Genomic DNA, 13,375 nt, shown 5'->3' on the forward strand with positions numbered 1-13,375 from the left:
GTGGGTTGTGGGCTCCACCGACCGCCATGTGTTGCTGACCTTCACCAACCCGGTGATCGGTCGGGAGGCCCGGTATCACCAGTGGCACGAAGTCCATCTCCGCGAGGTGGTGTCATGCGAAGGGGTCATCAGCGGGCAGCGCTACCGGATGAGCCCCGACGCCGACACGCTGACGCCCGGGTGGATGCGCACCCACGCCGACCGCAGCGATCTGCCGATGCCGTTCGAGTTCTTGGCCGTGTATGAGATCGAAGGAGACCTGGCCGCGGCCATCGAGGCGATTTCCGCCAAAGACGACTACTCCATTCGCCCCGGCGACAGCCTCGACCACGACACCGTGGCCAGTTGGGCATTCACCCAGACCGGTGCCCAGATCGGCTCGGCCAACCCCGGTGAGGTTGATCATCTCGGGATCTCGCTGGCGAATCCCACCAAGGGCAACCTCGAGTGGTTTGAGCACTGGTACACCATCCACTACCGGGAAGTGATGGCGACCCCTGGCTTCCTCACCGGGCGGCGCTACTGGGCCGCCGCCAACACCCTCACCCCCCAATGGGCCATCGACCACGGTGAGATCGGTACTAACGGGATGCCGTTTCAGCACCTCGTTGTGTACGAAGTGGGCTCACCGTATGCCGAAGCCAAACCAGCCCTGGAGGAGCAGCGGAAAAACTTCACCGTCTTCCCCGACGGCGCTATGGACTACGACGAGATCATCGCCTGGCGCTACACACCGTTTGGAGAGCAGGCCGAGTAAACCAGGACGCCGATCTAACCTAAGAGCGCCATGTCAGAAGAAATCAAAACCTTGTTGGCCCGCTATTCCGACGCGGTGTGCCGTTTCGACGCCGATCAGTGGGCCGCCACCTGGGCTAAGGACGCAGTTTGGGAGATGGGCCCGATGACCAAGAGCGGTCGGGATGAGATCTCCACGTCCTGGCAGGGCATGCTCACTCGTCTCGACGGGGTGATCCACGCCTACCTCAACGGCTGGGCCGATCTTGATGAGAATGCCGGCACCGGCACGGGGCGCTGGTACGTGATCGAGCACTTCAAGCGCCCCGGCGAAGACCCCATGACCATGTACGGCTACTACGACGACGAGTACTGCCTGGAAGACGACGAGTGGAAGTTCGCCCGCCGCGCCCTCCACCGCATCTACTACGGCGCACCCGACATGTCCGGCGACTTCACGGGCTTCGGTCTCCAATAGTAAGAGTGTCGCAACCAATCTTGAAGGGGCTCAATGTCTGCCAAGCTCGCCAATATTTTGAAGAAGCCAGGAAGCACTGAAGCCGTCGACCCGACTATTCGTGAATACGAGCGCCGATTCAGGCAACTCAAGAACAGCGATTCAGGCCGCGGGGAAGGCGACCACGAAGAGTTCAACAACCTCTATTACGACGTGGCCACGGACTTCTACGAGTACGGATGGGGCAAGTCCTTTCACTTCGCTCCCCGCGTGGCCGGGGAGAGCTTGGAGGCTTCCATCCGACGTCACGAGCACTTCTTGGCCCACAAGCTCGAGTTGCGGCCTGGGATGGTCGTGGCCGACCTCGGTTGCGGCATCGGCGGTCCGCTATTGGAGATTGCCCGCTTTTCCGGGGCCAAGATCGTCGGCGTGAACAGCAACGCCTACCAACTGCAACGCGCCCGGAAGCTGGCGGAAGAAGCGCAGCTCACCCATTTGGCCGAGTTCCTGCATTGCGACTTCTTGAACGTCGACGCCCCCGACGAGTCGTTCGACGCGGTGTACGGCGTTGAAGCCACCTGTTGCGCCCCCGACAAAGAGAGCATCTACGGGGAGGCCTTCCGCTTGCTGAAGCCCGGACAGTGCTTCGCCGCTCACGAATGGTGCCTCACTGATCGCTTCGACGCTGATAATCCCCTCCACCTCAAGATCAAGAACAACCTCCTGTTGGGAACCGGGCTGACTGACCTGGACGACCTACCAACCGTTGACCATGCGCTCAAGTCGGTGGGTTTCGAGATATTGGAAACAAGTGACCTCGCGATACCCACTGGCCCGTCAATCCCTTGGTATCAGCCCTTGGTAAGCCCGGGGTTCTCTCTGACAGGACTGCGGGCGTCGGCCATCGGTCGCTGGATGACCACCCAGTCGCTACGGGTGCTCGAAGCGCTTCGCGTCGTTCCGCAAGGAGCAGTTCGCGTGTCGGAAACCCTGAACATCGGCGCCGAGGGCCTGGCCGAAGCAGGCAAGCTCGGCATCTTCACCCCGGCGTACTTCTTCCTCGCCCGCAAACCGGATTAGCGAGACGCTCGTTCAACCAGCCAACCGAAGATGGGGTCGGTGGGGCGGGTGGGCATCATCTCAGGGTGCCATTGCACGGCGACCACGTGATCGCCCATCTCCACACCCTCGATGGTGCCGTCGTCGGCTCGGGCGGTGACGGTGAGATCATGGCCCAGATCGGCCACCGTTTGGTGATGGAGGCTGTTGACCTGGGCTGAGGGGCCGTACAGCTCATGCAAGGTGGAGCCCTCGGCGAAACTCACCTCGTGGATGGTGGAGTCGATGGGCAAGTCGAAGCGGCCGTGTTCGGGCACGTGCTGGTGCAGCGTTCCACCCTGGTGGACGTTGAGCACTTGGATGCCCCGGCAGATGCCGAGCACCGGTACTTCGGCTTCGAGAGCAGCGGATAGCAATGCCAGCTCTAGATCGTCGCGCTCGGGCTCTAGGGGCAGCAGCTCGGGATCGGGATCGGCCCCATAGAGGATCGGGTCGATGTCGGTTCCCCCGGGCAGGACGATCCCATCGAGCCGCTCTCCGACTGCGGTGGGGTCGACATCGATGGGGATGTGAACCGGGATGCCGCCCGCTTCGATGACGCCGCGGGCGTAGTCGGCCATGTACAGATCGACATCGCTGTTGGCCATCGGCTCAGGAAAGCCGCTCACCTCGAAGGCGCGCTTGCGCCGGCCGGGCAACCCAATCAATGGCGGTGTCTTTATCAAAGAATTGTTCGCTTCCTAACGCTCTCATTGCGAACGCTAGTTTGGTCGGCATTGGAACCCGAGATTTGAGATGTCGACGAGGACTCGCGCCATGAGCGACTACGACCGAATTCGCGTGCTGTGGCCTGATCACCTCGGCCTAGCCCGAGGCAAGTACTTGCCCATTCATCTTGCCGAGTACGGCACCGGGCACTGCGTGTCTGTTTTCGCCCTCGGCTACGACCGCAGCATGATCCCCGCCCCCGGTGCCTACCTGCTAGAAGGGCTTCCCGACGTTGTAGCCACGTTTGATCCCGACGAGGTGCGCCGGAGTTGGGAGGACGATGCCACGGGAGTGGTCGTTGGCCATCTGGACTTCCGAGGACGGCCCTATACCGTCTCGGCCCGCTTTGCTCTTCAGCGGGCCATCGCGGCTTGGGGCGATCTGGGATATTCACCCAAGGTGGGCATTGAGTTCGAGGCCTACGTGCTTCAACCCGACGGCAAGGGCGGTTGGGAGCGATGGCAGACTCCCCGGTCGTTCGTCTACGGCACGGGCCGTTCGGCCGACCCGACCGGGCTGATCGACGACATCACCCGGACCGCCTGGCGGTGTGGGTTCCCGCTGGAGAGCATCAACGCCGAGTACGACGAGTCGCAGTTCGAGTTGACGCTGGAATACGACGACGCCCTCAAAGCGGCCGACGAGGCGTTCTTGTTCCGGGTGCTGGCCCGGGAAGTGGCCCTGGGCCACGGCTTGGACCTCACGTTTCTGGGCAAGCCGTTCGTGGGGGTGGCCGGCAGTGGTGTACACGTGAACTTCTCGCTGGTCGACGCCGCTGGCCAGAACACCTTCAACGACACTTCAGCTGATGACGGCCTGTCTGCCCTGACCAAGGGGTGCCTAGCGGGGCTTGTGACCCACCATCAGGCCCTCACCGCGCTGTGCGCCCCCACGGTGAACGCCTACCGGCGGCTCCAGCCCGGTGAGCTCAACGGGTATTGGGCGAACTGGGGCCACGACCACCGCGGCGCTGCAAATCGAATGCCCGAAGCGAGAGGGGCCGCCACCCGGATCGAGAACAGGGTGAGCGACGGCGCGGTCAACATCCATCTCGGGGTGGCCACCATCCTCCAAGCCGCCCAGCTCGGGGTGGTCGATGAACTGGACTGTCCTGAACCGCTCACCACCGACGGGGTTGAAGAAACCAATACCGATGTCTGCGCGGCACCCAGCCTGGCTGTGGCGCTGGAGCATCTCATGGCAGACCCCGCACTGATGGCAGCCGTGGGCGACGACTTGTGCCAGAACTTCATTGCCAACAAGCAGGCCGAGTGGGAGCGCTACATAGCCGCGGTGGGCGAGGACGTGCCCGGCGGGGAGGTAACCCAGTGGGAGCTCGACGAGTACCTCATGTACCACTGAGCGAGTGGTTCAGTCGGCGAGCACCTCGTCCAAATACCAGTCGACAAAGGCGTGGCACTGCTTGATGTTTGCCATCTCGTGCTGGCGGGTCTCTTCCATCAGCTGGTCGAAATCCACTCCGCACTCGTCCAAGTAGTCCGGGGGGGGCAGGCGAAGAAACGACTCCACGTGGGCCACGTCCACCTCGGGGTGGAACTGGGTTCCCACCGTGTTGCCGATCCTGATGAGCTGCACGGAGCTGTCGTTGCGGGCCAACACCTCGGCGCCGGGGGGCGGGGTGAACCGGTCGTGGTGCCACTGCATCCACGGCCCCGGCCCGGCCGGGTTGGGGCCGTGCTCTCCGTCGTCAAGCTCGAACCAGCCGATCTCGGTCACCGGGGACACCTCGACTTCGCCGCCCAGCGCCTCGGAGATGAGCTGCCCGCCGAAGCAGATCCCCAACACGGGCTTGCCCTGCTCATGGGCCTGCCTGATCATGTCGAGCTCTTCGTAGACCCAGGAGTCGATCTCGTCTTTGTCGGTCAGCGTGCGCACCGAGCCCATCGGCAGCAGCAGGTCGTAGTCGTCCATCGACGGGAAGGGCACCGCGACATTGGGGTAGTCGTAGTCGTGGGTCACCACGTGGATGTGGACCTCGTAGCCCCGCTGGCGCAAACGGGTGGCTATCTGGCCGGGGAGACCATCCAACTCGTGGGCGATGGCCAGGGCGCGCTTCACGGGCTGAACCATAGATGCACCTGGCCGGTTCCGGCGACCGCCTCGTATCGCCCGAACTGCTCGCCAGGGGCGGTGCAGGCCGTCCCGCCCAGGGCGCCGACCATGGTCAGGTAGTGGCCGAAGAACCCCTCGGGGGCGTGGGTGGAGAACTCGGGAAGATAGTCGAGCACCCCGGCATGGTCGCCTTTGACCAGGCAGTCGATGACGCGCTCATCGGCGGCTCTGGCCTCGGGTGTGCGGAGATGGAGCGCAGGATCGGCGCCCTCATGGTCGCGGAACTGCCGCAGCGGCCAGAACCGATGGCTCAGCCCGCCGCTGGCCAGCACCACCACCCGGCGGTCCAAGTCGGCCACCGCCTGGGCCAACAGCTCGCCGAACAGCAAAAAGTCGTCGGGCTCGGCGGTCTGGCAGATGCTGGCCGACACCCAGGCCTCGTCGCCCTGGAGAAACGGCAGCAGGTTGATGGTGGGATAGTGCACCGGCAGATGGAGATCGTCGATGGCCGTGATCCAGGTGTCGTCCCGCCCAGCGGCCTGGCCGGACCATGCCTCGGCCAGCTCCCGGTCGCCGGGCATGTCATAAGACATCTGGCACATGCCACGAGGCAGCTCTTCGGAGGTGAACAGCCCGAAGCGGCGGTCGTGGGAGGTCACGATGTGCTCGACGGTGGTGAACCAGTGGGTGTCCACCACCACCACGGTGTCGGCACCCAGCGGGCGCAGCCGCTCGGCGCCCAAGTCGTGGAGCCCCTGGTAGAGCGTGGTGTCCTCGCCGTTGTTGAGCTCCCGGCGAATCGCCTCGGGCATCACCAGCGGCGGAACGTGGGAGATCAGGCCGGCGCCAACGATTGATCCCATCACGCCACCTTGACCGGAAGCCGCTTGATCCCCGAGATGAAGTTGGACCGCAGCCGGTCGATGGGGCCAGCCTGCTCCAAGCGGCTCACCCTTTTCATCAGCTCCTCGAACACCAGCCTCACCTCCATGCGGGCCAGCCATGCCCCGAGGCACAGGTGGGGTCCGTTTCGGCCGAACGCCATGTGATCGCTGTGCTGTCGGCCCAGATCGAAGCGGAAGGGCCGCTCGAACCCCTCGGGGTCGTGATTGGCGGCCACGAACCAGATCACCACCTTGTCGCCGGCCCGGATTTTGGAGCCCCGCATCTTGACGTCGCGGGTGGCGGTGCGACGGAAGTGCATGGTGACCGACCCAGTGCGAAGGATCTCCTCCACCGCGGTGGGGGTCAGGCCGGGGTCGGCCTGCCACGCCTGCCACAGACTGGGATGGTTCAGCATGGTCCACATGCCGTGGGTCATGGTGTAGCGGGTGGTGTCGTTGCCCGCGGCCACCAGCAGGGTGAAGAAGTTGTTGAACTCCAGGTCGGTGAGCGGATCGCCGTCGATGGTGGGAGCGAGCAGCTTGGTGATGATGTCGTCTCGGGGACAGACCCGCCGGTCAGCGGCTTGCTCTTGGGCGTACCGGAAGATCTCGATGGCCGCAGGGCTGCGGAACGGGACCATCCGGAACTGCTCGGTGTCGGTGAGGTCCACCGGATAATCGGTGAAGTCGGGGTCGGTGTTGCCCAAAAGCGCGTCGCCCCATGCCACCAGCTTGCGGCCATCGGTGTCGTCGGTGCCCAGCAGGCGGCCCAGCATCCTCATGGGAAGCTCTTCGGCGATGTCGTGGACGAAGTCGAACTCGTCTTCGGCCAGCGCCTTGTCGAGCACCTCCCCCACTAGCCCGCGGATGGAGCCCTCGAAAGTCTCCACCGTCCGGCGGGTGAAGCCCTTGTTCACCAGGCGCCGCAGCCGGGTGTGCTCGGGCGGGTCCATCTCCATCATGGTGCGCCGGGCCTCGGTCTGCTCGTCGTCCATCTCCTCCAAGCGGATGCCCAGCGACGAGGTGAACGTCTCGACGTCGCGGCTCACCGCCAGGCAGTCGTCGTAGCGCAGGATCGACCAGAAGCCGGACCCGTCGGCCTCCTCGGTCCAGTACACCGGGTTCTCGGCTCGCAGCCGGGCGAACGTGGCGTGGGGCACGCCGGCCACATAGGTGTCGTGATCGGTGATGTCGGCGTCGTCGGGGCCGAGATCGGCCAAATAGTCGTCGACGTAGGCGGGGGTTGTCATCACTCGGACTCCATCGGGTTGGGCGCGGCCCACAGCGTGGTGCCCCCGGCCATGGAGTTGCCCACCTGCCGGTAGTAGCCGCCGATGATCTCGAAGGGCGCCAAGCGGGTGAGCTCCTCGGTGGGATTCTCGGGCAGCACGAGTTCGGCGTCGCCGCTGAACACCGGACCCAAGTCGGCGTCGTAGCCCCGCATGGTCACCAACTCGTCCAGCGAGTCGCGCCCGTCCATCTCGATGGCCGGCATCTGCCGGCTGTGCAACATGGGGTGGCCGTTGACGAAACCGGCCGACTCGGCGGTGCCCCGGATGGTGAACCTGGCCTCGGCGATCCGCCGCCCCCACGTGCTGAGGGTGGCGCCGAACTGCCCGCCCGGCTCGAGCCGGGGCCCGGCCTTGCCGTAGGCCACTGGCCGGGTCATCCAGATCTCGCTCATCTTCTTGGGATAGCCCTGGACGTGGCCCCGGGCCATTGCGAAGTCCTTGTCCACCCAGATGTAGGCCGCCCGGCTATGGATCTGTCCCCGGTAGGCGCAGCGGACCACCAGGAACACCTCTTTGTACTGGGCTCGGGCCGGGTCGAGGATCTCCTCGAAGCTGTCGCTGCAACTCTGCCAGTCGGCCCAAATGAGGGCGACGGCACCGGGGTCATCGTCGACCAGTTCCAGCGGCTCGGGGAGAAGCTCGGCCACGTTGGCCGGATCGGTGCGGAACTCCACGGTCAGCATTTCGCCCGAGTAGTGCCACGGCGGGCCGGGCAGGATGCTTCCGGCACCTGTCGGCGTGCGGGGGTACATAAACCCCTCGAGGTCGACCATCAGAACAGTATAGTCATTTGGTACCAAACGACTATACTGTTCTGACCCAGAAACGTGTCCTACAAATGGAGTCGAGACTGTGGATACGGGTCTTGCGCCCTGCAATTACGAGGCAACCCGGTGACACTTGTCGACCTTGCTGCAAGAGACGGGATGCCAACTCCGGACCAGGCAACCTGCGAGTCGCGACCACCGATATGGTGGTCACCACTTCGCCTACTCCTAATCCAAAGCAGACTTGGCCCAATTTCGTCCACGGCGTGCTCTCGGTGGGCATGCAACCAGCCAAGGTGTCATGACTGAGACACCCAACACCGACCGGTTGGCCGCCGAACGCTCCCGCTGGGTGGCCGCAGGCACCGCGGGACGGCCGTTCTTCGTCGCCCGGGCGTCGGGGGCCCGCATCTGGGATGTGGACGGCCGGGAGTTCATCGACTTCGTGGGCGGCGTGGGCACCGCCAACCACGGCCACACCAACCCCGAGATCGTGGCCGCCATCCGCGAGCAACTCGACGCCTATCTGCACCAGTGCTTCTCGCTGTCGTCCTACGAGCCCTATGTGGAGGTGTGCCGGCTGTTGGCCCAGTGCCATCCCGGCGACTTCGACAAGAAGGGGCTGTTGCTGAACTCAGGGGCCGAGGCGGTGGAGAACGCGGTGAAGATCGCCCGCTACCACTCCGGCCGCCAGGGGATTATCTGTTTGGACAACGCCTTCCACGGGCGGACGCTTCTCACCATGTCACTCACCGCCAAGGTACGGCCCTACAAACTGGGCTTCGGTCCGTTCGCCCCGGAGATCTACCGAGCGCCCGGTCCCTACCCCTATCGGGGGATAGCCAGCGACGACGCCATCGCCGGCCTTCACCGGCTGTTCAAGAACCAAGTCGACCCGGCCAACGTGGCGGCCATCATCTTCGAGCCGGTCCAAGGCGAGGGCGGCTTCATCCCGATGCCCAAGGACTATCCCTCCCGGGTAGCCGAGATCGCCGCTGAACACGGCATTCTGCTGATCTCCGATGAGGTGCAGGCCGGCATGGGCCGAACCGGCCTGCCTGCGGCGTGCGCCCACTTTGGAATCGAGCCCGATCTCTGTACTTGGGGCAAGGCCATGGGCGGCGGCCTGCCCATCTCGGGGGTCACCGGGCGGGCCGAGATCATGGACTCGGTACACGCGGGTGGCATCGGGGGAACCTACGGCGGCAACCCCCTGTCGTGCGCCGCGGCCCAGGTTGCCATCTCCCAAGTGCTCGACCCCGAGTTTCTAGAGGCAGCCCAAGCCCTGGGGGAGCAGCTTCGGACGGGTCTCGACGGATTGGCCGCCCGCCACTCCAGCATCGGCGAAGTGCGGGGGTTGGGGGCCATGCTGGCCATCGAACTGGTCAAAGATCCAGACAGCAAAGAACCCGACCCCGAGCGAGCCGCACGAGTGATCGACGGGGCATTCGACCAGGGGCTCATCCTCATGGGTGCCGGGGTGTACTCCAATTGCATCCGGGTGCTGGCGCCGCTGGTTGCCACCCAGACAGACGTCGACGAGGGCACGGTCATTCTTGACCGGGCCTTGGCCGAGGCGGTCTGATGGCGGGCGAAGACATGGTGCGGGTGGCGGTAGACCGCTGCCCCGGCCAAGCCATCGCAATAGCGGAAGGGAAGTTTTGATGGAGATCTACGGCAACTGGATCGACGGGGGGTTCGCTCCCCCGCCCAACGGACGGCGCATGGCCACGGCCAACCCGTTTTCCGGGGAGTCATGGGCTGAGGTGGCCGACGACCCGGCCGCAGTAGACGATGCCGTCCGAGCGGCTCGGCGGGCGTTCACCGATGGCCCCTGGGCCACGATGGCCGCGACCGAGAGGGCCCAGTTGATGCGCCGCTTGGGCGAGTTGCTGAGCCGCGACGCTGATCTGTTGGGCACCGTTGAGACCAGGGACAACGGCAAGATCATCCGCGAGACGTCGGCCCAGGCCAAGGGCTTGCAGAGCTACTACGACTTCTTCGCCGGGATGGCCGACAAGATCGGCGGTGAGCAGTTGCCCAGCCCGTCGCCCAACTTCTTGGTGTACACAGAGCGCGAGCCCATCGGCGTAGTGGGGGCCATCATCCCGTGGAATTCGCCATTGGCCCTATTGACCTGGAAGCTGGCCCCGCTGTTGGCCACCGGGTGTACCGCGGTCATCAAGCCCTCGGACATCACCCCGGTCACCGCGCTGATGCTGGCCGAGCGCACTGCCGAGGCCGGATTCCCGCCCGGCGTGATCAACGTGGTGACCGGCGGGGCCGAGGTGGGGGCGGCCATCACCTCCCATCCCGACATCGACAAGATCACCTTCACCGGTGGCGGGGCCACCGCCAAGCACGTGGCCCGGGCCGCCGCCGACAACCTGACGCCCACGGTGCTGGAGCTGGGCGGAAAGTCACCGCAGATCATCTTCGCCGACACCGACCCCGAGGCGGTGACCAACGGGCTCCTGGCCGGGATCTTCGCCGCCAGCGGACAGACCTGTATCGCCGGGTCAAGGGCCTACATCCACCGCGACATCGCCGACGAGGTCGTCGGCCGGGTGGTGGCCCGGGCCGGCGAGCTGGTGCTGGGCGACCCCTCCGACCCGGCCACCGAGATGGGTCCAGCGGCCTCCGATGCCCAGCGCGACCGGATCCTGGCCATGATCGACCAGGCCCGCTCAGAAGGCGCCACCATTGCCGCGGGCGGTGTGGTCGATCCCCACCTCGGTGGGCGATTCGTGCGCCCCACCGTGATCACCGGCGTGACCAACCAGTCCACCATCGTGCGGGAGGAGGTGTTCGGCCCGGTGCTGGCGGTGTTGGACTTCGAGGACGAGGACGAGGTGGTGAAGCTGGCCAACGACAGCGACTACGGGCTGGCCGCCGGCATCTGGACCAACGACATCCGCCGGGCCCACCGAGTGTCAAGGGCACTGCGGGTGGGCACGGTGTGGATCAACACTTACCGAAACGTGAGCTACATGGCCCCCTTCGGTGGCTTCAAACAATCAGGCTACGGCCGGGACAACGGCCTCGAAGCCCTCGACGGCTTCCTCCAAACCAAAACCGTCTGGATAGAACTAACCGGCGCCACCCGCGACCCCTTCGTCATCGGCTAGGCACCGTCATCGGCTGACCGTACAGCCTCCATCGAGGCGGTTTCGGTCAGTTGGCGATCTTGTCGCTAATCGAAACCGAGGTCAGCGTGAAGTCGTCCTCCGTCGATCCCACTAGACGGCGTTCGCGTATGAAGGGGAGCGCCACAGAGGGATCGGCGGAGTCGAATTCACGGGCGAGGCGGTGGCCCGAGAACACGGACTGAGCGACCATGCCCGGAGTGTGGGCATCTCCGACGAGGTGGACCGACTGTATGCCCGCCCCCGCGAGACGTTCGCCGTCATCATGGAGTTCGTCGTAGATGTCGCACACCGAGTTGCGCTGGGTGACCAAGATCACCGAATCGAATTCGACAGAGCGCTCTTTACCGGACCACAGATGCAGGAGGCTGCCGACGTTGTTCTCCAGCGAGAGTGTGAGGTGCTGGCTGTGTACTTCCACCCCGAGTTCGGTGAGCTTCTCCCACATGCGCTGCTCTTCGAGGGTGAAGCGCAGGTACTCTCCGAGACTGTCCCAGTGGGTGACGTAGGTAACGTCGGATCCCTTCTCCGCAGCAACCTGCGCCATCGCACTGCCCATGTAGTAGTTGTCGTGGTCGACCACCAGCACCCGCTGGCCGAGCTGCTTCTCGTCGACCACCACCTGCTCGGGCGTCAGCACATGCGGCAGCGCGGCGTCGGCGCCCGGAATCACGTCATGCATGGGGCCGTTCATCCCGTCTCCGGCCCACACCGAGCCGGTGGCGAGAACAACGTGCTCGGCGCCATAGTCCAAAATGTCATCGGCGGTCAGGCGAGTCGAGGGAACGAACTGCACATTGTCGAGCTGGTCAATCTGGGTCTCACGCCAATCGACAACCCGTCGCCATGCGGCAAACCCGGGCATCGAGGAAACCCAGCCGAGATGGCCGCCCATCCGCTTGTGGTCGTCGACGAGATGCACGGCCTCGTAGCCGCGCTTGCCCAGGACCATCGCGGTCTCGAGGCCGGCCGGGCCGGCCCCGACGACAAGAATCGCCGTTTCAGTGTTCTTGGCCCGGGTGTAGTACTCGGGGTGCCAGCCGCGGCGGTATTCCTCGCCTGAAGTGGGGTTTTGAGTGCACCATATGGGCGGGCCGCCGATCTCCCAGCGAGACACGCACACATTGCAGCCGATGCACTCGCGGATGTCATCGAATCGTCCCTCCTCGATCTTCTTCGGGAGGAACGGGTCGGAAATCGACGGACGGGCCGCGCCGATGATGTCGCACTGGCCGCTGGTGATCGCCTCGAGCATGACTTCGGGCTCGGTGAACCGGCCCACGTTGACGCACGGCTTGTCGGTGTGCTGCTTGGCAATCCGGGTGTACGGCGCCTGATGGTTCGACGGGAAGAACCGGCTGGAACCGGCGTCCTCGCCCCAGTTGAGCGTGCCCACGTTGAGGTCCCAGTAGTCAACGAGGGGACTCAGCGTCTCCAGGTACTCCGGCGCGTCGCGATCCGCGACAAAGCCCGCCTCGCCATAGCCGTACGGCTCTTCCAGGGTGTCGATGGGCATGCGGATGCCGATGGCGCAGTCGTCTATCGCCTCGCGCATCATCTCGAGGACCTCCTTCGTGAACCGCAACCGATTCTGCAATGAGCCCCCGTACTCGTCGGTGCGCTTGTTGTAGAAGGGATACATGAAGAAGTTGGTGATGTTCGCCAATCCGCAGAACAGCGTGAGCAAGTCGAATCCGGCCGCTCGGGCCCTGAGGGCCGCGTCAACGTGCTCACCCTGGATTTGGCGAATCTCACGCTTGGACATCGCCCGGCAGCTGGCCGCCGAGATATCAGACGGGATCTGGCTTGCGCCCCGGGCTGGCAGCCGGGTCTCGGCGTTGTGGTTCAGGCCGCCTCCGTGGGTGAGTTCGGCCCCGGCGAGCGAGCCGTGCTCCTGGACCTTCTCGCACATCAACGCAAGGTTGCGAATGTCGCCGTTGTCCCAGATGCGCGAGCCGATCCACGGGAGGGGGTCGCTGTCTGGCGTCATCAGGCAGATCTCGGTGAAGACCGCAGCCCAGCCGCCCTCGGCCTTCACGCCGCGGAACTCCGCCTGCATGCCGGGCCGCTCGCTGCCGGCGCCATTGCAGTGCGGAACCTGCCAGAAGCGATTCCGCAGAGTCTTGGGACCAATCTGGACCTCTTCGAAGAGGACATCGAATCTCGGGTCTCGGGCCATGGGTGCTGCTCCTGG

The 13,375-nt window shown here is 64.9% G+C and carries 12 protein-coding genes; 6 read left to right on the forward strand and 6 right to left on the reverse strand.

Annotated features, from left to right (window positions below):
• The first annotated feature begins 7 nt into the window (after positions 1 to 7).
• The 3 genes from ACOGI7_RS12710 to ACOGI7_RS12720 are packed head-to-tail and all read left to right on the forward strand — an operon-like array spanning position 8 to position 2,272.
• Positions 8 to 757: a hypothetical protein gene (locus ACOGI7_RS12710; RefSeq protein ID WP_419849124.1), complete on the forward strand. Its 750-nt coding sequence runs from the start codon at positions 8 to 10 to the stop codon at positions 755 to 757.
• 30 nt (positions 758 to 787) lie between these two features.
• Complete coding sequence (locus ACOGI7_RS12715; protein ID WP_419849125.1) at positions 788 to 1,213, forward strand: nuclear transport factor 2 family protein; 426 nt, start codon at positions 788 to 790, stop codon at positions 1,211 to 1,213.
• Between the two features lie 33 nt (positions 1,214 to 1,246).
• The gene (locus ACOGI7_RS12720) at positions 1,247 to 2,272 is read left to right on the forward strand and encodes a sterol methyltransferase (RefSeq protein ID WP_419849126.1); all 1,026 of its coding nucleotides are present in this window, start codon (positions 1,247 to 1,249) and stop codon (positions 2,270 to 2,272) included.
• On the opposite strand, the gene ACOGI7_RS12725 is transcribed toward ACOGI7_RS12720, so the two are convergent.
• Complete coding sequence (locus ACOGI7_RS12725) at positions 2,269 to 2,958, reverse strand: gamma-glutamyl-gamma-aminobutyrate hydrolase family protein (protein WP_419849127.1); 690 nt, start codon at positions 2,956 to 2,958, stop codon at positions 2,269 to 2,271. The genes ACOGI7_RS12720 and ACOGI7_RS12725 overlap by 4 nt on opposite strands.
• Positions 2,959 to 3,067: 109 nt before the next feature.
• Here ACOGI7_RS12725 and ACOGI7_RS12730 point away from each other — a divergent pair, with 109 nt between their 5' ends.
• Positions 3,068 to 4,381: a glutamine synthetase family protein gene (locus tag ACOGI7_RS12730; RefSeq protein WP_419849128.1), complete on the forward strand. Its 1,314-nt coding sequence runs from the start codon at positions 3,068 to 3,070 to the stop codon at positions 4,379 to 4,381.
• A 9-nt stretch (positions 4,382 to 4,390) separates the two neighbouring features.
• Here the strand turns inward: ACOGI7_RS12730 and ACOGI7_RS12735 are convergent, their stop codons facing one another.
• The 4 genes from ACOGI7_RS12735 to ACOGI7_RS12750 are packed head-to-tail and all read right to left on the reverse strand — an operon-like array spanning position 4,391 to position 8,041.
• Positions 4,391 to 5,098 (reverse strand): type 1 glutamine amidotransferase, encoded by a 708-nt coding sequence (locus tag ACOGI7_RS12735; protein WP_419849129.1) that lies wholly within the window; start codon positions 5,096 to 5,098, stop codon positions 4,391 to 4,393.
• Positions 5,095 to 5,955 (reverse strand): catechol 1,2-dioxygenase, encoded by an 861-nt coding sequence (locus tag ACOGI7_RS12740; RefSeq protein WP_419849130.1) that lies wholly within the window; start codon positions 5,953 to 5,955, stop codon positions 5,095 to 5,097. The genes ACOGI7_RS12735 and ACOGI7_RS12740 overlap by 4 nt, the downstream gene beginning before the upstream one ends.
• The gene (locus ACOGI7_RS12745; protein ID WP_419849131.1) at positions 5,955 to 7,226 is read right to left on the reverse strand and encodes a cytochrome P450; all 1,272 of its coding nucleotides are present in this window, start codon (positions 7,224 to 7,226) and stop codon (positions 5,955 to 5,957) included. The genes ACOGI7_RS12740 and ACOGI7_RS12745 overlap by 1 nt, the downstream gene beginning before the upstream one ends.
• The gene (locus ACOGI7_RS12750) at positions 7,226 to 8,041 is read right to left on the reverse strand and encodes an acetoacetate decarboxylase family protein (RefSeq protein WP_419849132.1); all 816 of its coding nucleotides are present in this window, start codon (positions 8,039 to 8,041) and stop codon (positions 7,226 to 7,228) included. Before ACOGI7_RS12750 ends, ACOGI7_RS12745 begins: the two co-directional genes overlap by 1 nt.
• A gap of 295 nt (positions 8,042 to 8,336) precedes the next feature.
• Here ACOGI7_RS12750 and ACOGI7_RS12755 point away from each other — a divergent pair, with 295 nt between their 5' ends.
• A complete protein-coding gene (locus ACOGI7_RS12755) occupies positions 8,337 to 9,620 on the forward strand; it encodes an aspartate aminotransferase family protein (protein WP_419849133.1) in 1,284 nt (427 codons plus the stop codon).
• Positions 9,621 to 9,699: 79 nt separating this feature from the next.
• Positions 9,700 to 11,163, forward strand: a complete 1,464-nt coding sequence (locus tag ACOGI7_RS12760) for an aldehyde dehydrogenase (RefSeq protein ID WP_419849134.1) — start codon at positions 9,700 to 9,702, stop codon at positions 11,161 to 11,163.
• 46 nt (positions 11,164 to 11,209) lie between these two features.
• Here the strand turns inward: ACOGI7_RS12760 and ACOGI7_RS12765 are convergent, their stop codons facing one another.
• Positions 11,210 to 13,360 (reverse strand): FAD-dependent oxidoreductase, encoded by a 2,151-nt coding sequence (locus ACOGI7_RS12765; protein ID WP_419849135.1) that lies wholly within the window; start codon positions 13,358 to 13,360, stop codon positions 11,210 to 11,212.
• Between the last annotated feature and the right edge of the window lie 15 nt (positions 13,361 to 13,375).

This window comes from Candidatus Poriferisocius sp. (genome assembly GCF_965204145.1).
Classification (GTDB): domain Bacteria; phylum Actinomycetota; class Acidimicrobiia; order Acidimicrobiales; family Bin134; genus Poriferisocius.